We start from the raw sequence: 21,003 nt of genomic DNA, 5'->3' as shown, positions 1-21,003 counted from the left end.
TCTATTTTCTATAAAATGCATATATATCAGTACTTAAATTAAGTTATATTTGCAATTGCTTTTAAATACCGTATACTACGGTAAAAAAGAAATATAATTGCTCATTTTGTTCCTATGAAAAATATTAGAAATTTCTGTATCATTGCTCATATTGATCACGGTAAAAGTACTTTAGCGGATCGGTTATTAGATTTTACAGGGTCTGTCACTGATCGAGAAAAAAAAGAGCAATTGCTTGACAGCATGGATTTGGAAAGAGAACGTGGTATTACTATTAAAAGTCATGCCATACAAATGGAGTATACTTATAAAGGAGAAGAATATATTCTTAATTTAATTGATACTCCTGGCCACGTAGATTTTTCATACGAAGTTTCTAGATCTATTGCTGCTTGTGAAGGAGCTCTTTTAGTAGTAGATGCTGCTCAAAGTATACAAGCACAGACTATTTCTAATTTATATTTAGCATTAGAGAACGATTTAGAAATTATACCAGTACTTAATAAAGTAGATTTGCCAAGTGCAAACCCTGAAGAAGTAACAGATGATATTGTAGATTTATTAGGATGTGATGCTGAAGAAGTTATTCCTGCAAGTGCTAAAACAGGTATTGGTATAGAAGAAATCTTAAATGCAATTATTGATCGTGTTCCTGCACCAAAAGGAAATCCTGATGAATCTTTACAAGCATTAGTTTTCGATTCTGTTTACAATCCTTTTAGAGGGGTTGAAACTTATTTTAGAGTTATTAACGGAGAAATTAAAAAGGGACAAAAAATTAAGTTTGTTGCTACCAATAAAGATTACTTTGCCGATGAGGTTGGTACTTTAAAACTAGAACAACATCCACAAAAAAGTATTAAGGCTGGTGATGTTGGGTACTTAATTACTGGAATAAAAGATGCCCGCGAAGTAAAAGTAGGAGATACTATTACCGATGCTGCAAACCCTACAAAAAATGCAATTGATGGTTTTGAAGATGTAAAACCAATGGTATTTGCTGGTATTTACCCTGTAGATACTGATGAATTTGAAGAACTACGTGCTTCTATGGAAAAATTGCAGCTTAATGATGCTTCCTTGGTTTTTGCACCAGAAAGTAGTGCTGCTCTTGGTTTTGGTTTTCGTTGTGGATTCTTAGGAATGCTACATATGGAGATTATTCAAGAACGTTTAGAACGTGAGTTTAATATGACCGTTATTACCACAGTACCAAACGTTAGTTACCATGCGTACACACGTAAAGACCCAGAAGAAGCTTTAATTGTAAATAACCCTACAGATTTACCTGACCCTTCTAGTATTGATCGTGTAGAAGAACCATATATTAAAGCTACAATAATTACAAAGTCTGATTTTGTTGGTAATGTAATGTCTCTTTGTATTGAAAAAAGAGGACAAATTACTAACCAAACCTATTTAACAACAGAAAGAGTAGAGCTTAATTTTGATATGCCTTTAGCCGAAATTGTTTTTGATTTTTATGACCGTTTAAAAACAGTTTCTAAAGGATACGCTTCTTTTGATTATGCTCCTATAGGTATGCGTACTTCTAAATTAGTGCGTGTAGATATTTTATTAAACGCACAACCTGTAGATGCTTTATCTGCCCTTATACACGCGGATAATGCGGTAACTATTGGTAAAAAAATGTGTGAAAAACTAAAAGAGCTTATACCAAGACAACAGTTTGATATTCCTATACAGGCTGCTATTGGAGCCAAAATAATCTCTAGAGAAACCACAAAAGCATTACGTAAAGATGTTACTGCAAAATGTTATGGTGGTGATATTTCTCGTAAACGTAAACTTTTAGAGAAGCAGAAAAAAGGTAAAAAACGTATGCGCCAAGTAGGTAATGTAGAAGTTCCCCAAGAAGCATTTATGGCCGTATTAAAGCTTAATGATTAAATATTTAGCAACATAGGCATTGTTAATATTATTTATTTACAACTATAAAAATAATAGTATTTCTTCCTATTTTTGCTGTCCTAATTATCCCCCGATTATGACATTATACATTGCTCAATTTACCGCTAAACATAGTATTATTCAGTTAGAAGAGCGTTCTATTTTTACTTGGAGACAAGAAAGTGGAGACATAGATGAGTCTATGCTAATAAACAAGATTAAAAGAGAATCTTCGGTTCACTTTTTTCAACTTATTGCTGGTGCCAATTACCAAATAAATGAGAAAGATATTACAGTAACCATTAATAAAGCCCAGCCTTTTTCTTAGCTACGAGCAACATTTTTTAAAAAAAAGCTCCTTTGAATAATCAAAGGAGCGCTTTATAAAATTATTATTTCTCTAATTACCGAATGCAGCAGCGGCACAAATAGTTTTCTTGTATACATCAACAGATAGTCCCTGCAATTGAGACTCACTAATTGTATTTGTATCCCCATTAATTGTTACGGATAAAGATCCATCTCCATTTTCGCATACTTCTATCTTTGAATCTCCTGACCCGCAAGAATCGCAAGATTTATCGTCATCATCCTTAGAACAACTAGTAAAACTAACGGCTAATGCAAGTGACATAAATAATAAAACTTTTTTCATAATTAAATTTGGTTTTTGGTTTATTAAATTAATTTGAAAAAAGTAAACGAGTCCTTTGTAGTTATATTCTTATAAAGCTTTTATTTTGTAGGTAAATGTTGTGAAATGGATAATTATAGATATATAACTAACGTTTTGGTATATAATAAATGAAGATTTATTATAAAGATTTTCCTAAATAAACAAGCTTAAATCCTTTAGCAATAGTTTTAGTTTCTGCATCTATAGAAGAAATTATTTCAAGATTTCCCTTAATACCTTTAATAAACAATGGAATTGTAAAGATTTCTTTCCTTGTAAGTTCTAAAAGTTCTGAATAATGCTCCGGGCTTGTAATTTCTATTTCATTAATAGTAGGAAACTCTCTTGCTACTTCTGTTAATTTAATAAAATCATCAGAAAGCGAAAAAAGACCTTCTTTTGGGTTGTTTTCAGGCTTATTCATTTCGTCACTACTTACCAACCTAAACGCTCCATTTTCACCAAATTGTTTTTGAAATTTATTAATAGCAAATTTATTAATATCAGAATTACCTGTTAAAGCCATTAAATATCCCATATCATTTAACTCTATATTATCTTCTAATGTGTCCGAAAAAATATTAGCTTCTATTGCTTCTAAACCTAGTTTTGTTGCTTTATCTACATTGGTCTGGTTGTTATCTATAAGTACCACATGTCTATTATTTTTAGCTAAATATTGTCCTATTAATCTAGAAACCTTAGAGGCTCCTATAATTAAAATTCCTTCAGACTTTATTAAAAACACACCTACTAACTTTGCAAATAACCTTGCAGTAGTAGCGTTAAGTAAAACCGTACCTAAAACAATCATAAAAACAAGCGGTGTAATGTATTCTGCACCAGGCTCTCCTCTTGCTATTAATTTAGACCCAAATAAAGAAGCTATACCTGCTGCCACAATTCCCCTTGGTCCTACCCAGCCAATAAAGAGCTTTTCATTCATTTTTAAATTAGAACCTTGAGTACTTAAAAAAACTCCTATTGGTCTTATAACAAATACTATTACAGCAAAAAGAGCAAGTGTTTTCCAATTTAAAATTAATTCCATATCCGAAATATTAATATTCGCAGCTAATAGAATAAATAATATAGATATTAAAATAACACTTAAAGACTCTTTAAAATATAACAGCTCTTTTAAGTTTGGTAAGTTGTTATTGCCTATTACCATTCCCATAACAACTACCGCAAGTAAACCAGATTCATGAGCAAATATATCTGAAACAACAAAAACCAGAAGCACCGTAGATAAAGACACTACATTAAGAAGATAATGAGGAATAAATTTTTGCTTAATAGAAACAATTAAACCGTGGGCAAAAGTGAAACCAAAAGTTGCTCCAAATAACAGTATTTTTCCAAACTCTATTAATGCTGTTTGTGTAAAAGCTTGTCCTTCTCCTACTACTATAAACTCATAAACTAAAACAGCTACTAAAGCTCCAATGGGGTCTATTAATATTCCTTCCCATTTAAGAACTGCTGACACATCTTTCTTTAAAGGAATATTCCTAAGTATTGGTGTAATTACTGTAGGTCCTGTAACAATAATAAGTCCTGAAAAAAGAAACGAAACTTGCCAACTTAGATTAAAAATATAATGAGCTGCTAAACCTGCTCCAAAAAAAGTAACTACAGAACCAAGCGTAATTAGCTTTGTTATAACAGGGCCTACGTTTTTAATTTCGGAACTTTTTAAGGTTAAACCCCCTTCAAAAAGAATAATACTAATAGCTAAGGAAACAAAATAATATAAACCCTCTCCAGGGAAAAGACCTTTTGTACCATTCCAAATAGGTTCTATTAACTTTAACCCGTCTTCTGTATATAATGTGGATACAGGACCTACTAATAATCCTATGAGTATTAACGGTAAAATAGCTGGTAATTTTAGCCTCCAAGCAACCCACTGCGCTATTATTCCCAAAATAACAATACCTGCTAATTCTACCATATATTAAATTTTTAGAAATTTACTTTTTTTATTTTAATTATGTGTTTTTACAGGACTTTAATTCCTAAATAATATATTATTTTACTTGGTCTAAACTCTTATAAGTGTAAAACAAATTCATTTGCTTAGCACTATATTATCAATATTTTTTTACCCATTATTGGTTGGATTTTTTTTACAAAACAATTAGTATTATCTATTATTTAACTGTCAAAAATAATTTTACTTTCTGTTAGTAAAAAAGAACGTAAAATTAAGGAATACTTTCCAAAACAAAGAACCATAAAATACAATGAAAACAAGCAACCATATTTAAAATAATACTACAGTTTATAGTAAATAACTTTAAGCTGTTAAAAAACACCCAATAAAACCTCCTAATTCTTAATTTACCTTCTATATTTCTTAATTTGCAAAAATTCATTTTTTTATGAAACTACACCCTATAGAAACTGGTAATTTTAAATTGGATGGTGGTGCAATGTTTGGCGTTGTACCCAAAACAATCTGGCAAAGAACTAATCCTGCAGATGCTAATAATATGATAGATATAGCTGCCAGGTGTTTATTAATTGAAGATGGAAAAAAATTAATATTGATTGATACTGGAATGGGTAACAAACAGTCCAAGAAATTCTTTAATTACTATTACCAATGGGGAGACTATACCTTAGATAATTCTCTAAAAAAAATTGGTTTTCATAGAGACGATATTACCGATGTTTTTATGACTCATTTACATTTTGACCATTGTGGCGGAAGTGTGCAATGGAACAAAGACCATACAGGTTATGAGACTGCATTTAAAAATGCAACCTTCTGGACAAATGAAGAACATTGGAAATGGGCCACCCAACCTAACGTGAGGGAAAAAGCATCTTTCTTAAAAGAAAACTTATTGCCGATGCAAGAAAGTGGGCAATTAAAATTTATAGAACGTGGAGAAACTTCTTTCCTAAAAGAATCTGAATTAGGTTTTGGAATACTATTTGTTGATGGTCATACTGAAAAACAAATGCTTCCACACATAAATTATCAAGGAAAAACTCTTGTATTTACAGCAGATTTAATAGCTACTGTTGGTCATTTGCCTGTGCCATACGTAATGGGTTATGACACTAGACCACTAGTAACTTTAACAGAAAAAGAAGTATTTTTGAAAAATGCAGTAGATAAAGAGTATCTCTTGTTTTTTGAACATGATGCGCATAACCAAATGTGCTCTTTAAAAACTACAGAAAAAGGGGTGAGATTAGAAAACACCTATACATTTAATGCTTATTTTAATTAAGCTCAAAACATTTTAAATTATAACTAATAAATTTTATATGACTATTAAAATTTCTAAACCATTTGCAGGATTAGCTTCTGCACTTTTATTAATGAGTTGCGGTGCAACCAACCTTGTAACTACTCCTGTAGAAAACATAGATAAAACACCACTTAAAATAGCAGACCTTACTGAAAAAGAAAAACAAAATTGGGGTCATTTAGATTTAGTTACAGATACTATTCCTGGAATGAGTGTAGATAAAGCCTATAAAGAGCTTATTCATAACAAAAAAGGAAAAAAAGTTATTGTTGCTGTTTTAGATTCTGGAATGGATTTAAAACATGAAGATTTAGATGGGGTGCTTTGGACAAATACCAAAGAAAAAGCGGGTAATGGAAAAGATGATGATAATAATGGTTATGTAGATGATATACATGGGTATAATTTTTTAGGAGAGTCTTACAATGAACAGCTAGAATTTGCACGTATGTTGCGCTTAAACATAGGAACGCCTACTATGCTTGCAAAAGCAAAAGCAGAACTAGACAAAAAATACCCAGAAGCGGTACAAAACAAGCAGCAATACGAACAAATTTTACAACAAGTAAAAACATCGGACGCCGCAGTAAAAAAACTTTTAGGAAAAGACACATACACCAAAAAAGATTTAATAGGTATAAAATCGGAAGACCAGACTATGCAACAAAATGTTGCGGTTTTAATGCAAATGCTTAACTATGCAGATACAATTCCTGAAGTTCTAGAAGAACTTAATGGTGGAATAAAACACTTTACAGAAAGTGCTAATTATAACCTAAATAAAGATTTTAATGGTCGTAAAGAGGTTGGCGATAATCCTTATGATATTAACGATTTAGGTTACGGTGACGGAAATCCTCAAAATAGAGTAGAAGATGAAAGCCACGGTACGCATGTAGCAGGTATAATTGGTGCAGAACGTAACAATGGTAAAGGAGCAAATGGTGTAGCAAACAACGTTGCAATTATGAGTATAAGAGCTGTGCCTAATGGCGATGAATATGATAAAGATATTGCATTAGGAATACGCTATGCGGTAGACAATGGTGCAAAAATTATTAACTGTAGTTTTGGAAAATCTTTCTCTCCAAAAGCAGAATGGGTATATGATGCTATTAAATATGCTGCATCTAAAAATGTTTTAATTGTTCACGCGGCAGGTAATGATGGTCATAATATAGACGATGCCAACAATCCTAATTTCCCTAATGATCATAATAACTATTCTGGTACAGAAATAGCTAATAATGTAATTACTGTTGGTGCTCTAGCAGAAAGATATGGTTCAGAAATGGTAGCGCCTTTTTCTAACTATGGTTTACAAAATGTAGACGTTTTTGCTCCTGGTGCTGCAATTTATTCTACAATACCTGGTAATAAATATAAATCTATGGGAGGGACTTCTATGGCTGCCCCTGCTGTGGCAGGTGTTGCGGCACTTATCATGTCGCAATATCCAACCTTAAAAGCAACACAAATAAAACAAATAATTATGCAGTCTGGTTTAGCACCTCATACTAAAATTATACTTGGTGGCGATAATGCTAATAGTAGTACTTTAGATAAAGTTTCTAAATCTGGGAAAATTGTAAACGCCTATAATGCTTTATTAATGGCTAAAAACGTTTCTGCAGGAAAAACACAGTTATAAATTCATAATACATGTCTTAACTCCTTAAATTTTAAAGGAGTTAAGACATTTTTTTTACGACTAAAAAAATAAAAACGATGAAAAAACTTCTCCCTTTTTGTACTTTATTAGTGCTTGGTATAACAAGTTCTCTTTTTGCACAAAACAATACAAGTTATTGGCAACAACATGTAGATTATACTATGGATGTTTCTGTAGACGTAAAAACATATTTATTTTCTGGAACACAATCTTTAGTTTATACCAATAACTCGCCAGACGAAATTTCTAAAGTTTATTACCACTTATATTTTAATGCTTTTCAACCAGGTAGTGAAATGGATGCAAGACTACAAAGCATTAAGGATCCTGACGGAAGAATGGTTACCAAAGAAAAAAAAAGTAGAATAGCTCCATTATCAGATTCTGAAATAGGTTTTTTACACGCCACTTCTTTAAAACAAGATGGAAAAAAAGTTGCTTTTTCTGAAGCAGGTACAGTATTAGAGGTGCAATTAGCAAAACCTATTGCCTCTGGAGAAAAAACTACCTTAGAAATGGTATTTAAAGGGCAAGTTCCTATTCAAATTCGTCGTTCTGGGCGTAATAACACAGAAAAAGTAGCTCTTTCTATGAGTCAGTGGTATCCTAAACTAGCAGAATACGATTTTGAAGGTTGGCATGCAGACCCATATATAGTAAGAGAATTTCAAGGAGTTTGGGGAAATTTTGATGTAAAAATTACGATAGATAAAAACTATACAGTTGGCGGTTCTGGTTATTTGCAAAATCCTAATGAAATTGGTCATGGCTATGAAACTTCTGGAACCAAAATAAAAAAACAAAGAGGCAAAACCTTAACCTGGCATTTTAAAGCCCCTAAAGTACACGATTTTATGTGGGCGGCCGATCCAGAATATGTACATGATATTCTAAAAATGGAAAATGGTATAGAGTTACATTTTTTGTACAAAGACAATCCAAATATTAAAGAAAACTGGAAAAAATTACAACCAAAAACGGCTGCGGCAATGACCTATTTTAATGCCAACATAGGAGAATATCCTTATAAACAATATTCCGTTATTCAAGGAGGAGATGGTGGTATGGAATACGCAATGAGCACCCTAATCACTGGAGAACGAAAATTTGAAAGTTTAGTTGGTGTTATGGCTCATGAATTAGCACATTCCTGGTTTCAGCATGTTTTAGCCAGTAACGAGGCTAAACACGAATGGATGGATGAAGGCTTTACTACTTATATTTCTACACTTTGTATGAACGAAATAATGGGTACTAATAAAACAAACCCTTTAGAAGGAACGTATAAAGGGTATCAATATTTAGTAAAATCTGGACAAGAACAACCACAGACCACACATGCTGATCGTTATCATAACAACATGGCTTATGGTATTTCTGCTTATAGTAAAGGTTCTATTTTCTTATCCCAACTAGGATATATTATAGGAGAAGAAAAACTACAAGAAACTATAAAAAAATTCTATTCCGATTTTAAATTTAAGCACCCCGTTCCAAATGATATTAAACGTACTGCAGAAAAAGTAACTGGCATAGAGTTAGATTGGTATTTAACTGATTGGACGCAAACAACCAATACTATAGATTATGCAATAAAAGAAGTAAAAGAAGATGGAGAAAAAACTAAAGTTACACTAGAGCGTATTGGATTAATGCCTATGCCTCAAGAAATTTTAGTGACTTATATAGATGGTACAAAAGAAACTTTTTACACAGCTTTACGAATGATGCGGGGTGAAAAAGAAGGTATACAAGCTACCGTATTACCAGATTGGCCTTGGGCATTTTCTACATACAATTTTACTATAGAAAAGCCTATTGATAAAATACAGTCTATAGTCTTAGATCATACTAACTTAATGGCAGATGTAGACTCAACTAACAATACATGGAAGCAGTAAATTAATAAACAAGCTTGTAAGGATAAAATGAAAAATGCCATAATTATTGGTGGAACTTCTGGAATTGGTAAAAGCCTTTCCGAAGTATTAACTACTAATAATTGGAAAGTTGCAATAACAGGCAGAAGAGAAAAATTACTAAAAGAAATAAAAGAAAGTTCTAATAACAAAATTTTAACTCTACAGCACGATATTACTGAAATAGATATTTCGGATATAAAAATGGAATCTCTTTTTAAAAAATTAGAATCCGTGAATTTAGTGGTAGTTTCTTCTGGAATATCTGATTTAAACCAAGAATTAGAATGGCAAATTGAAAATGAAATAATTAAAACAAATGTTAATGGAATAGCTAAAATATATGAATTTGTATTTTCTAAATTCAAAAAACAAGGTTACGGACATTTAGTTGGTATATCTTCGATTGCATCACTAAGAGGGAATAGACATTGCCCTTCTTATAGTGCATCTAAAGCTTTTCAAGCAAATTATCTTGAAGCTTTAAGGTGTATTGTAAAAAATGAAAGATTAAATATTAAAATTACGGATGTTCAACCTGGTTTTGTTAATACCGTTATGGCTAAAGGAGATGGATTATTTTGGGTTGCACCTGTAAAAAAAGCCTCAACACAAATCTATGCAGGAATTTTAAAAGAAAAGAGAAAAATTTATATTACTAAAAGATGGAGGTTAATCGCTTGGACTATGAAAATTGCTCCAAGTTGGGTATTAGAAAAATTATAAAAACGCATTACAACATTAAACTTTTGACAATAATTAAAATCAATGTCAATAATATTGTATTCCTATGACGTCCGAGAAATGGTAAACTTTGAACAAATTATCCTTTTATTAGTTTCTGGTCAAGGCTCTTTATTAAGTTTTGCATTGCTTTCGGGTCTACTTAAGAAAAACTACTCCAACTTTTTCTTAGGTTTAATTACAATGGTAATTACTTTAGAGATTTTACACATTTGGGGAATAAGTATGGGATACCACAGTTCCAAATATGTAATTCCTTTTTGGCTATTTGGGTCCTATTTAATAACACCACCCGCGGTATGGTTGTTTATGCAATTAAATACCCAACCAACATTTCAGCCTAAACCTAAACACTTTTTTCTATTCTTACCTGCAGTATTAGAAATCTCAATAGAAGTACCCTTATATTACGGAAATAAAATCTTTGGAACAGATTATCGTTTAGAATTAAATTCTATTTGGCACACTTTTACAGAAGAAATACCCGTTATTGTAATGATTATTGTTCTCTTCTCTTTTGCCAAAAAATTAAAGATTTTAAATACAAGGTTAAAAATAATTAAACCAACTAAAAGTAGCTTTAGTCAACTCTCAAAACTTTATTTCTTCTTTTTAGTCTTTTCATTCTTAACAATTTTTTGGTTATTAGTTTCTGTGTTTAACTTTCAATTATATCCTATAATAGAAGTAATACTATTACTCTTTATATTTATTCTTGGCTATATAAACTATTTTAACCCTACATTTAATACTATCCCAAAAGTTTTAAAAAAGGATATCATAAAAGAAAAATTCCCTCAATTTTATGATAAAAAAGAACTAGAAAGATTAAACGCTTTATTTGAATATGAAAAAATATTTAGACAACAAAAATTAACTTTAAATGAAGTAGCCACTATACTCGATTTACCAGAACGATATATTTCGGGACTAATTAACACCTATCATAATACTAATTTTAACACTTTTGTAAATACTTTTAGGGTTACAGATACCATAAAACGCATTAAGGATCCTAAAGAGAAAAACAAATCAATACTTGGCATTGCTTTAGAATCTGGGTTTAGTTCTAAGTCAGCATTCAATGGTACTTTCAAAACCATTACTGGAAAAAACCCTTCTGATTTTCTCGATAAATAAAATATGTCCATAATCATGATTATGGACATATAGTTCATACTCAACAGATGAATCCTTTAAATTAAATTCGTTTTTTTGTCATTATACAAATTATGCACCTGTACCTTAACAAACATTTAAAACAATCTTTGCAAAGTGAAAAAACTAAATTTAATACTTGGGTTTTTAATAGGACTATTAATTTTTTCTTGCTCATCGGACTCCACCTTACTTGCTCAAGGGAAATACAAAGGAGCACCAAAACATAAAAAACCAAGTATTGAGGTTATTCCGTATTTAACAGAATATACTATAGATCAAGGGTTAGTTAATAATTTAAAATCAAAATTAGACCAGCATATCGATGACCTTTTTGAACAACATAATATTGCAGGAATTACAGCTACTATACTAATTCCCGAAAAAGGTATTTGGCAAACAAATAAAGGCTTCATTTCTAAGCCCGATAATATAGTTGTAGATAGTTCATCAGTATTTTACTGGGCAAGTGTAGGCAAATTAGTAACAAGTACAATAGTTCATCAATTAATCGTAGAAGACAAACTTTCTTTAGAAGACAAACTCTACAAATGGTTTCCTGATATTCAATATGCAAAAAAAATAACGATTCAACAATTACTTAATCATACCAATGGAATTTATAGTTTCAATTCAGATCCAAATTTTCATTACAGCGACAAAGATGATAGTCCAATTGGACTTTTAGAAATTTCAAAAGCCAAAGAAAATTTATTTAAGCCAGGAGAATATTGGTCCTACACAAATACCGGCTATTTGCTATTAGCGTTAATAACAGAAAAAATAGAATCTAAGACATTTGAACAAGTCGTGAAAGAAAGAATTTCAGATTCACTACATCTAAAAACATTAGAAGCATCTAAAGAAATACCTTCTAACTTGGCATTGGCTCATAACAAAGATACTATTATACCTAAAGATTCTTCAGGACCTTTGGGAGCAGGTAATGTCATAAGTAATTCAAAAGATATCGCAGTTTTTTTAAGTGCACTACTTAGTGGAAAAATACTTCCTATAGAAATGGTACACGATATGTTAAAAAATTTATACCCAATGTTTAATAAAGGACAATATTATGGAAATGGAATAATGTTGTACGATTTTAAAGAAATTAACAGTACAGATAATATGTGGATTGGGCATAGCGGAGGGACTGAAAATTATAAAACCATTGCTTTGTTTGATATAAAAACTAAAGTAATTATAGCTATTTCAATAAATGAAAATATCCCCGTCGAAGCTGTGGCATTACGATTAATGGAATTAGTTAACGAATAAAATTACATATAACAAAACAATAAACTTTAACTTTGTACTTAGTCCAAAACGAAACATTTCCTTGCATTCTACATTTGAGAAAAATTTTGTTTTACTACTAATTTGTTTAAGATTAAAACTTTTAGAAGAAAATAAAAACAACAGAAAAATACTTAGGATTACTAAGGTTCATAATGTATTTACCCTATATAAAAAGATTTATGCTTCTTTTATTAAAATTTACGAAAAATGGTAAAAGCAAATTATTTATATTTGACTTAGTGCCAATTAAAACATAGTACTTTTTCAACTGCTATGCGTTTCTTACACTAAATGATAGCACAATAAATTATGGACTTGTCTTACCCAAAAAAAGAAAAACTAAAAAGCAAAAAACGCATTGAACAGTTGTTCTTGGAAGGCAAAAATGTTACTAGTTTTCCTTTAAAACTAATCTATTTAGAAACTGCTCTTCCAGACCAAATAAAGGTACAAGCAGGAGTGGCAGTTTCTAAAAAAAAATTTAAAAGTGCAGTAAAAAGAAACCGCGTAAAACGTTTACTTAGAGAGGCTTATAGGCTTAACAAAACCATAGTTACAGGCAATACCGAAAGGAGCTATGCGTTTTTAATTTTATACATTGGTAAAGAAATGCCAACCTATCCTGTAATTGAAAAACAATTACAACATTTATTTAAAAAATTTAATGCCAAAACAAATGCACAAATTGGTTAAAAAAAAAGTTTTAATCCCTTTCATTGCAATAGCAATTTTAGTTACTGGTTCTAGTTTTAAAAGTGATTTCTTTGAAATAGCTAAGCAAATAGAAATTTTTACAACGCTTTTTAAAGAGCTAAACATGAATTATGTAGATGAAACCAACCCTGCAGAATTAATGGATACTGCTATTAAAAATATGTTGGAGGATTTAGACCCTTATACCAAATTTTTAAATGAACAGGATGTTGAAGCTTATAAAATTAATAATGCTGGCGAATACTCTGGAATAGGTTCTTTAGTGCGCTCTTATAAAGATAAATTACTAATAGTAGAACCATACAAAGACTATCCTGCAGATAAGGCTGGTTTAAAAGCTGGTGACGAAATAATAAAGATAGGAGATATTAATGTTGCCGATTTTGATGATAATGCAAGTGAGCTTTTAAAAGGTGCTAATGGTACTTCTGTAACGGTAACATACAAAAGACAAGGGGAAACCAAAACAACTACCATTAAGAGAGAAGGAATTGAAGTAGATGCCGTTCCTTTTTACAAAATGGTAGATGGCAAAACAGGATATATTGTTCTTTCTAAATTTAATGCTAAAGCGTCAGACCAAACAAAAGAGGCTTTAAAAGATTTAAAAGGAAAAGGAGCAGAAAAAATAATTTTAGATTTAAGAGGCAACCCAGGTGGTTTATTATCCGAAGCCATAAATGTTACCAATCTTTTTGTTCCTAAGGGAGAACTTATAGTTACTACAAAATCTAAAGTAAAAAAGTTTAATAGAGAGTATAAAACTAAAAACAAAGCAGTAGATACAGAAATACCTTTAGTGGTTCTTGTAAATGGTAGAAGTGCTTCTGCAAGCGAAATTGTTTCTGGTAGTTTACAAGATTTGGATAGAGCAGTTATTATGGGAGCCAGAAGCTTTGGAAAAGGTTTGGTACAACGTCCAATGAAACTAACTTACGGCACGCAGCTTAAAGTGACCATATCTCGTTATTACACAACCTCTGGTAGATGTATACAAGCACTAGACTATTGGAATAGAGATGATAGTGGAAATGCTGTTAGAAATACAGAGTTTAATGATTTTAAAACCCGAAACGGACGTAAAGTACAAGATGGCGGTGGTGTTTTACCAGATATAGAAATTGAAGCAGCAAAAACTAATGACTTAACAAAAGCCTTATTAGCTAGCCATACTATTTTTGATTACGCTACAGAATATAGTTATAAAAATAAAGTGGAAAATGTATCAAAATTTTCTTTTACAAGTAATGATTTTGAAGGTTTTAAAAACTTTGTTTCTAATAGCGATTTTTCTTTTGAAACTAAATCCCAAAAAGCCTTAAGGGAGGCTTTATCTGGCGATGATAAAGAAATTTATGGTTCTAATGTACAAGAAGGGTATAAAAATTTATTAGCCGAAATGGAAAAAAGTAAATTAAACGCTTTAGATACCTTCCAAAAAGAAATACAAAAGAACTTAGAGGACGAAATTGTAAAACGTTATTTCTATAGAGAAGGTCTTTACAATTACTATTTACTAAAAGACGAAGCTATTCTTGCTGCTACAGAGTTATTAAATGCCAATGAAAAATATACTTCTATTTTAAAGTAGTAATTTAAAATTCACAAGAAGCTTCATCTGATTTAATATAATATTTTCTATAGTTTTTAGCTTTAGGATTCATACACCCTTTTAGGTTTTTAATTTTAATATTTTTAAAATCTATTGCTTGTCCTTCACTTTGTAAAGCGATAAAACCTTGAGTTAAAGATTGGCCGTCCTTTTTTATCTTTGGGTTATGCCCTTCTATTGGACCACCTCCTACTTTTGGCTTGGTGTATGTTAAAACCAATTCTCCATTTATAATATGTTTTACAATAGAATCTCCTAAAACGATTAACTCTGCTCTTACCCACTGTCCTTTAGGATATGTTTTAGAAGTAGAACGTAAACAATGTTCCGCGCTTTTTACACCATTAAAAATAACATCGGTACCTGGAGAACACATATTTCCTGTAGGTCTTTTTATTCCTTTTTCTATTTCGGCTAAAAGTTGTAGTTCTACAGAAATAGGCCAATTTTGATCCTTCAGCATTGTTTTAGGGTCTTGCGAATGAAACATAATTCCACTGTTTAAATTAGTATAGGCAGGTGCACTTACATACCAACCATCTACAAACCGATAATCCATTTCTAAATGAAAATAGGAATATGGTGTATTATAATATAAATGTCCAAAACGGTCATTGAAATCCCCTTCATACTTATCATATCTAACCTGTATAATACTATCAGCTACTCTAAATGTGTCTCCAAAATTATCGCCCGTTTCATAGTGTTGTATTTTGGTTGTCCAACCACTTAAATCTTTACCATTAAATAAATTTTTCCATTCTTTACCATCCTCCTGTGCCGTGGTAAATCCCGAAATAAGATAACAGAACAATACCATTATTGCCTGTAAAAATGAACTCGCGTTTTTTAAGTTTTTGTTAAATGACATAAAGATATTTTTTTGTAATTTTTTATAAGTTACTCCCTATTTTGTGAACTGCTATAATTATTTTAACAAACTAACAAGTTGGTGCTTTCTTTTTATAATTCTGTATTTTAATTAAAAAAAGGAGTTCCGCTAAATAATGCGTCTTTTACTCTAGTATTTACCTCTTTTTTAAAAAGCTTTCCATTAATAAAACAAACCCATAAGTTTGTTTCTTCTTTTTTAGAAAAGTAAAATCAATCTTTAAAAATAGGAGTATTTACCAAATTTACTAAAGCCGGGCTCTCTTCTTCTAACAAGCGTTTGGAGCGTAAATATCTATCTACATTATAGGCATCATAATTAGCAGCACTACTATCTGTACTCCCAATTTGTACACGTCCAGAACCAGAAGAATGTATAAACTCTTTATTACCAATCCACATACCCACATGTACTACTCTCTCTTTGGTAGAATCTGTTTTTTTTCTTCCAAAAAATAGCAAATCTCCTTTTTGAAGAGTATTAAAATTACTAACGGAGTCTATTTCTTTGCCTGTATGTACTTGTTGTGAGGCGTCTCTAGGTATAACCATACCATTTATGAAATAGATACTTTTTGTAAAACCACTACAATCTACTCCCTTAGTAGAAGTGCCTCCCCATAAATAAGGTAATCCCATAAATTTTTTAGAAGTAGCTACTAAATTTTCTCCAGTAGGTTTTAGGTTAGATATCCAATTATCATATTCCATAGCTTGTATCTTTAAAACAAATCCTTTTCTACCATCAGGAAAACCAACTTTATAAAACTCTTTTTCTTCTCCTAAAAACTCCATAATACCTCCAGCAACAACATCCGATAGTATTTGCGATTCTTTATTTGCCATAGAATAAACATATCCCGTAGTATTGGTAAATATTATTTTTTGGGCTTTTTTCCATTGTAAATAGGCTTCATGATTTAAGACCGTAATTGCACCAAAATCTACCCAAGAAATATATTTATCTGGTGTTTGTATTAAAAACCAATCTCCTTCTCTTTTTAAAACGTTAACAGGTGTTCCTAATGTTGCTTGCGTGGCCAATTCTGCCGAATGTTTTGCATTACTCCTAATATTTGCTACAGAAATGGTAACAATGCCTTTTGTTTTTCCTTCCAAATCTGCACCAGGTAACATAGTAATACTGTCTACAAAAGCGAAGTTCTTTTCCTTTAAGTTTTTCTTTAAGGCTTCTACTGCGTTAGGTACATTACTTTCTCCTTTTAAAATATAGGTATCCTTCTGTTTTGTTGCCGCAATAGAAAACAAAGCAACACGCTTATCTGGAGCATATTCTTCTCGTATTTCATCTATTTCTGCCATTAATGGTATTTTTTCTAATTTAGTTTCGTCTATACAAGAAGAAACTAAAGTTCCAGTAAAAAGCAGTAATAACAAGGACCTATAAAACAAATTCATTTCTTTTTTTTCTGAAAATTAAAACTTTTTAAGGACTTACCTCCTTAATCTTTAAAACTATCTTCTTCATTTTGACTAATTTTAACGCCTAACGTATGAAAAAACTAAAAGTAATAGAACTTTTTGCGGGTGTAGGTGGGTTTAGACTAGGGCTCGAAAAAACAAATAAATACCAGATTGTTTGGTCTAACCAATGGGAACCAAGTACAAAAACACAACATGCCTCCTTGGTTTATGAAGCTCGTTTTGGTTCTGAAAATCATAGTAATGACGATGTTGCGAGTGTGTTAACTTCTAATATACCAGATGCCGATGTTTTAGTGGGTGGGTTTCCTTGTCAAGATTATTCCGTTGCTACTACCTCTCAAAACTCTAAAGGTCTTATTGGTAAAAAGGGAGTTTTATGGTGGTCTATACATCGTATTTTATCTGAAAAAAAGAATCCTCCTAAATATCTATTTTTAGAAAATGTAGACCGTTTATTAAAATCTCCCACTTCACAAAGGGGACGAGATTTTGCTATTATGCTACAAAGTTTAAATGCTTTAGGCTACGCGGTAGAATGGCGCGTAATAAATGCTGCAGATTATGGAATGCCGCAAAGAAGACGGCGTATTTTTTTCTTGGCTTACCACAAATCTACAAATGCTTATAAAAATCTGAAAAAAGTAAATAAGTTAAATTGGATTAGTTCTGAAGGCACTATAGCTAAAGCTTTTCCTGTTTTACCACAACAAAAAATAGATGCTACCTTTTCTTTAGAAGAAGATTTAGTAACACTTTCTAATACCTTTAATAAAGAAGGAAAACTATCTCCTTTTTTAAATACAGGTGTTTTTTGTGATGGAACCGTTTATACTTCTAAAACCCAGCCTAAACAAGAAACCATGAAAACTGTTTTAAAAGATATTTTACAAAATGGAGAAGTAACTCCAGAATTTTATATTGATAAAAAAGACCTCCCTAAATGGAAGTATTTAAAAGGTTCTAAAAAAGAAGTTAGAACTGCAAAAAGCGGATTTACCTATAATTATAGTGAAGGTTCTATGGTTTTTCCAGATGCTTTAGATAATGCATCTAGAACCATTATTACTGGTGAAGGGGGCAAAAGTGCCTCTAGGTTTAAACATGTTGTTGCTACTCCAAAAGGGCTGCGAAGATTAACTCCTATAGAACTAGAGCGTTTAAATATGTTTCCAGATAACCACACCAAACTAGATGGAATATCGAACACTAAAAGGGCATTTTTTATGGGAAATGCATTAGTTGTTGGTGTTGTAGAACGTATTGCAAAAGAATTATTTACTACTATTAATTCTTAAAAATGGGAGTCCAAAGTAATTTTACAACGGACTTAAAAAAAGAAAAAGGCCTTGCTGTTTTTTTAGATACGCTTTACCATAAGCATTTAAAAAAGTATTCTACAAAACGTATACAAGATATTAAACAGCAACTCCAGGGGGTTGATGTTTTATTTACTAATAAAGAAACTCAAGAAGTTTTTAAAGTAGATGAAAAAGCCCAACTAGATTATATTGGAGATGATTTACCAACTTTTGCATTTGAAATTAGCTATTTAAAAAAAGGTTCTCTTAAAAAAGGATGGCTTTTTGATACCACCAAAACCACAGATTTTTATGCCCTTATTACTGCTATTTATAAAGATGAGCCCAATGCTTTTACCTCTTGTAAAATAGCCTTTGTTAATAGAGAAAAATTAATTGCGCTACTACATTCTAAAAATATTACCCAAAAAACACTTTCTAATTATATAGCGTTGGATTCTAAAATTCAAGGCAAAATAAAAATTAAAGAACTACATAGTTATAAAGAAGGATACCTTTATTTATCGTCTACTAATAAGTCCGAAAAACCATTAAATTTGATATTAAAACTAGATTATTTAATAGAAAAAGGGGTTGCAAAAAGGCTAATATAATTTTTATTACAAACTATTGGGTTGGTTTGCTATTTGTAATAGCTTTAATTAGCATAAAAATTGACTAATCATCTTAAGAAAAGTGTATATAATCCTATTAGAACAACTTTTGTTGCTATAGTACTAATTAAATAAACCAACCTTTAAGTCTGTTTTATAAAATTTAAGGAATAATTACGTTCTAATCATTCCAACATGCGGAATACCATCTTCTAAATACCCTTCCCCTACTTGTTTAAATCCTAAGGAACTATAAAATTTTATTAAATATTCTTGAGCAGAAATATGAATTTTTGTTTCTTTTAAATTTTCTTCAACAGCTTTAATAGAGGCTTCCATAATAACTTTTCCGTAACCATATTTTCTTTCAGATTCTTTTACCACGACCCTACCAATACTAGCATCTTTAAAGTATTCGCCAGATTTAAAAATACGTGTATAAGCTACAACCTCATCATTTTTAAAACCAATAACATGTAATGCTTTTTGGTCTTTACTGTCTACATCTTGATAAACACAATCTTGTTCTACTACAAAAACCTCGGAACGTAATTGTAGAATTTTATAAAGTTCCTCTGTATTTAAATCCTTAAAAGTTTTTATTTCTATATGTAACATTTAGTCTTGTACTATTATATTTTTACTATCACATTTACCATACTCTGGTTGAATATTAACATGATTTATTCCAAAATCATGATATAAGATTTCTTCAATATTTTCTAAAATTGCATCAAATTCTGATACTTTAATATCTACATTAAAATCTATATGCGCTTCTAGATGAAATTCATCATCATTTAATTGCCAAATATGTACATGATGTATGTTTTTAACAACATCTATCTTACAAATTTCATCTACTATTTTTTGAACTTCAATGCTACCAGGAGTAAATAACATAAGTACTCTTGTAGACTCTACTAAAAGATGGTATCCCATATAGATAAGGTAAATAGCAATTGCAATGGTTAGCGTAGGGTCTACCCAATACATTTTAAAATATTTCATTAATAAGCCTCCTATTAACACTGCAAAAGATGCCAACATATCTGTTAATAAGTGTAAATATGCAGATTTCATATTCATATTGCCCTTAGCGTCATTCTTTAGTAATAAAACACTAAAACCATTTGCGAATATGGCAACTAAAGACAACCAAATAACTAAATTAGACTCTATTTCTTGTGGGTTTTTAAAACGCTCTACACCCTCCATTATTAAAATAACAGCTACAATTATTAAGGCTGCAGCATTTACAAAAGCAGCTATAATTTCTGCTCTTTTATAGCCAAAGGTTTTATTTGTTGATGCTTTTTTCTTTGCTAATACACTTGCTATATAACTAACAATTAAAGAAAGAACGTCACTAAAATTATGTAAAGCATCTGATAAAAGAGAAAGGCTTCCAGAAAGTAGTCCGCCAATTACTTGTACAACCGTAATTACAATATTTAAAAAAATAGATATTATTAAATTTCTACCTTTTTCTTTGTGATGATGAGAATGGTTGTGCGTATGTGCCATAAAGCCCTTTTTTCAACATAAAGTAGCTCTAAGATACTGTAAATTTAATTTACTTTTTATTCTAATTCTTTACAGGAAAAATTATTATTTTCTAACAATTTTATAACTGTTTCTTGTATATAATATTCACTTTCTATTCGTAAAATATTATCACAATCTTCTAAATCAAAATTCCAATGTATTTCTGAAAACAAACTATCTAGATTTAAAAATTCTAATGCTTATTTTGAGGGTATTGGATGCCTTTGTCATA

At 30.9% G+C, this 21,003-nt stretch carries 19 protein-coding genes; 12 read left to right on the top strand and 7 right to left on the bottom strand.

Annotation, left to right across the window (positions count from 1 at the left end; translation table 11 throughout):
• Positions 1-114: 114 nt before the first annotated feature.
• Positions 115-1,911 carry a translation elongation factor 4 gene (gene lepA / locus Q0945_RS04325; protein ID WP_299431128.1) on the top strand — a complete coding sequence of 599 codons (1,797 nt, stop codon included), beginning with the start codon at positions 115-117 and terminating at the stop codon, positions 1,909-1,911.
• Between the two features lie 97 nt (positions 1,912-2,008).
• Complete coding sequence (locus tag Q0945_RS04320) at positions 2,009-2,239, top strand: GTP-binding protein LepA (protein WP_299431126.1); 231 nt, start codon at positions 2,009-2,011, stop codon at positions 2,237-2,239.
• Positions 2,240-2,311: 72 nt separating this feature from the next.
• Here Q0945_RS04320 and Q0945_RS04315 read toward each other — a convergent pair whose 3' ends face one another.
• Positions 2,312-2,545, bottom strand: a complete 234-nt coding sequence (locus Q0945_RS04315; RefSeq protein ID WP_299431125.1) for a hypothetical protein — start codon at positions 2,543-2,545, stop codon at positions 2,312-2,314.
• Positions 2,546-2,726: 181 nt separating this feature from the next.
• A complete protein-coding gene (locus tag Q0945_RS04310) occupies positions 2,727-4,544 on the bottom strand; it encodes a sodium:proton antiporter (protein ID WP_299431123.1) in 1,818 nt (605 codons plus the stop codon).
• 430 nt (positions 4,545-4,974) lie between these two features.
• Between Q0945_RS04310 and Q0945_RS04305 the strand changes: the two genes are divergently transcribed.
• The 8 genes from Q0945_RS04305 to Q0945_RS04270 all read left to right on the top strand — a co-directional run bounded on the left by Q0945_RS04305 (position 4,975) and on the right by Q0945_RS04270 (position 14,953).
• A complete protein-coding gene (locus Q0945_RS04305; protein WP_299431121.1) occupies positions 4,975-5,835 on the top strand; it encodes an MBL fold metallo-hydrolase in 861 nt (286 codons plus the stop codon).
• Positions 5,836-5,872: 37 nt separating this feature from the next.
• Complete coding sequence (locus Q0945_RS04300; protein ID WP_299431119.1) at positions 5,873-7,507, top strand: S8 family peptidase; 1,635 nt, start codon at positions 5,873-5,875, stop codon at positions 7,505-7,507.
• 77 nt (positions 7,508-7,584) lie between these two features.
• Positions 7,585-9,429 carry a M1 family metallopeptidase gene (locus Q0945_RS04295; protein ID WP_299431117.1) on the top strand — a complete coding sequence of 615 codons (1,845 nt, stop codon included), beginning with the start codon at positions 7,585-7,587 and terminating at the stop codon, positions 9,427-9,429.
• Between the two features lie 27 nt (positions 9,430-9,456).
• Positions 9,457-10,173, top strand: coding sequence for an SDR family NAD(P)-dependent oxidoreductase (locus tag Q0945_RS04290; RefSeq protein ID WP_299431115.1), 717 nt, complete (start codon positions 9,457-9,459; stop codon positions 10,171-10,173).
• Between the two features lie 42 nt (positions 10,174-10,215).
• Positions 10,216-11,331: a helix-turn-helix domain-containing protein gene (locus Q0945_RS04285; RefSeq protein ID WP_299431113.1), complete on the top strand. Its 1,116-nt coding sequence runs from the start codon at positions 10,216-10,218 to the stop codon at positions 11,329-11,331.
• A gap of 135 nt (positions 11,332-11,466) precedes the next feature.
• Positions 11,467-12,627: a serine hydrolase domain-containing protein gene (locus Q0945_RS04280; RefSeq protein WP_299431111.1), complete on the top strand. Its 1,161-nt coding sequence runs from the start codon at positions 11,467-11,469 to the stop codon at positions 12,625-12,627.
• A 330-nt stretch (positions 12,628-12,957) separates the two neighbouring features.
• Complete coding sequence (rnpA, locus tag Q0945_RS04275) at positions 12,958-13,341, top strand: ribonuclease P protein component (protein ID WP_299431109.1); 384 nt, start codon at positions 12,958-12,960, stop codon at positions 13,339-13,341.
• Positions 13,325-14,953, top strand: a complete 1,629-nt coding sequence (locus Q0945_RS04270) for a S41 family peptidase (protein ID WP_299431170.1) — start codon at positions 13,325-13,327, stop codon at positions 14,951-14,953. Before rnpA ends, Q0945_RS04270 begins: the two co-directional genes overlap by 17 nt.
• A 4-nt stretch (positions 14,954-14,957) precedes the next feature.
• Here the strand turns inward: Q0945_RS04270 and Q0945_RS04265 are convergent, their stop codons facing one another.
• Positions 14,958-15,845, bottom strand: a complete 888-nt coding sequence (locus tag Q0945_RS04265; protein WP_299431108.1) for a DUF1080 domain-containing protein — start codon at positions 15,843-15,845, stop codon at positions 14,958-14,960.
• Positions 15,846-16,078: 233 nt separating this feature from the next.
• A complete protein-coding gene (locus tag Q0945_RS04260; protein ID WP_299431106.1) occupies positions 16,079-17,284 on the bottom strand; it encodes an SH3 domain-containing C40 family peptidase in 1,206 nt (401 codons plus the stop codon).
• A gap of 95 nt (positions 17,285-17,379) precedes the next feature.
• Here Q0945_RS04260 and dcm point away from each other — a divergent pair, with 95 nt between their 5' ends.
• Entirely contained in the window at positions 17,380-18,606 is a 1,227-nt protein-coding gene (gene dcm, locus Q0945_RS04255; protein ID WP_299431104.1) for a DNA (cytosine-5-)-methyltransferase, read from the top strand.
• Positions 18,607-18,608: 2 nt separating this feature from the next.
• Positions 18,609-19,223, top strand: coding sequence for a hypothetical protein (locus Q0945_RS04250; RefSeq protein ID WP_299431102.1), 615 nt, complete (start codon positions 18,609-18,611; stop codon positions 19,221-19,223).
• Positions 19,224-19,397: 174 nt separating this feature from the next.
• On the opposite strand, the gene Q0945_RS04245 is transcribed toward Q0945_RS04250, so the two are convergent.
• Genes Q0945_RS04245 through Q0945_RS04235 form a run of 3 tightly spaced genes read right to left on the bottom strand, consistent with a single transcriptional unit; the run spans position 19,398 to position 20,944 of the window.
• Positions 19,398-19,841, bottom strand: a complete 444-nt coding sequence (locus tag Q0945_RS04245; RefSeq protein ID WP_299431100.1) for a GNAT family N-acetyltransferase — start codon at positions 19,839-19,841, stop codon at positions 19,398-19,400.
• Positions 19,842-20,750 (bottom strand): cation diffusion facilitator family transporter, encoded by a 909-nt coding sequence (locus Q0945_RS04240; protein WP_299431098.1) that lies wholly within the window; start codon positions 20,748-20,750, stop codon positions 19,842-19,844.
• 56 nt (positions 20,751-20,806) lie between these two features.
• Complete coding sequence (locus Q0945_RS04235) at positions 20,807-20,944, bottom strand: hypothetical protein (RefSeq protein WP_299431096.1); 138 nt, start codon at positions 20,942-20,944, stop codon at positions 20,807-20,809.
• Between the last annotated feature and the right edge of the window lie 59 nt (positions 20,945-21,003).

This window comes from uncultured Maribacter sp. (assembly GCF_947500405.1).
In the GTDB taxonomy this organism is placed as follows: domain Bacteria; phylum Bacteroidota; class Bacteroidia; order Flavobacteriales; family Flavobacteriaceae; genus Maribacter_B.
This window is presented reverse-complemented; position numbering and strand designations above follow the sequence as displayed.

Coding starts and splice junctions, on each gene's coding strand:
- dcm (WP_299431104.1), top strand. CDS start 17,380: ATGAAAAAACTAAAAGTAATAGAACTTTTTGCGGGTGTAGGTGGGTTT.
- Q0945_RS04270 (WP_299431170.1), top strand. CDS start 13,325: ATGCACAAATTGGTTAAAAAAAAAGTTTTAATCCCTTTCATTGCAATA.
- Q0945_RS04305 (WP_299431121.1), top strand. CDS start 4,975: ATGAAACTACACCCTATAGAAACTGGTAATTTTAAATTGGATGGTGGT.
- lepA (WP_299431128.1), top strand. CDS start 115: ATGAAAAATATTAGAAATTTCTGTATCATTGCTCATATTGATCACGGT.
- Q0945_RS04250 (WP_299431102.1), top strand. CDS start 18,609: ATGGGAGTCCAAAGTAATTTTACAACGGACTTAAAAAAAGAAAAAGGC.
- Q0945_RS04300 (WP_299431119.1), top strand. CDS start 5,873: ATGACTATTAAAATTTCTAAACCATTTGCAGGATTAGCTTCTGCACTT.
- rnpA (WP_299431109.1), top strand. CDS start 12,958: ATGGACTTGTCTTACCCAAAAAAAGAAAAACTAAAAAGCAAAAAACGC.
- Q0945_RS04240 (WP_299431098.1), bottom strand. CDS start 20,750: ATGGCACATACGCACAACCATTCTCATCATCACAAAGAAAAAGGTAGA.
- Q0945_RS04285 (WP_299431113.1), top strand. CDS start 10,216: ATGTCAATAATATTGTATTCCTATGACGTCCGAGAAATGGTAAACTTT.
- Q0945_RS04245 (WP_299431100.1), bottom strand. CDS start 19,841: ATGTTACATATAGAAATAAAAACTTTTAAGGATTTAAATACAGAGGAA.
- Q0945_RS04265 (WP_299431108.1), bottom strand. CDS start 15,845: ATGTCATTTAACAAAAACTTAAAAAACGCGAGTTCATTTTTACAGGCA.
- Q0945_RS04315 (WP_299431125.1), bottom strand. CDS start 2,545: ATGTCACTTGCATTAGCCGTTAGTTTTACTAGTTGTTCTAAGGATGAT.
- Q0945_RS04295 (WP_299431117.1), top strand. CDS start 7,585: ATGAAAAAACTTCTCCCTTTTTGTACTTTATTAGTGCTTGGTATAACA.
- Q0945_RS04310 (WP_299431123.1), bottom strand. CDS start 4,544: ATGGTAGAATTAGCAGGTATTGTTATTTTGGGAATAATAGCGCAGTGG.
- Q0945_RS04290 (WP_299431115.1), top strand. CDS start 9,457: ATGAAAAATGCCATAATTATTGGTGGAACTTCTGGAATTGGTAAAAGC.
- Q0945_RS04260 (WP_299431106.1), bottom strand. CDS start 17,284: ATGAATTTGTTTTATAGGTCCTTGTTATTACTGCTTTTTACTGGAACT.
- Q0945_RS04320 (WP_299431126.1), top strand. CDS start 2,009: ATGACATTATACATTGCTCAATTTACCGCTAAACATAGTATTATTCAG.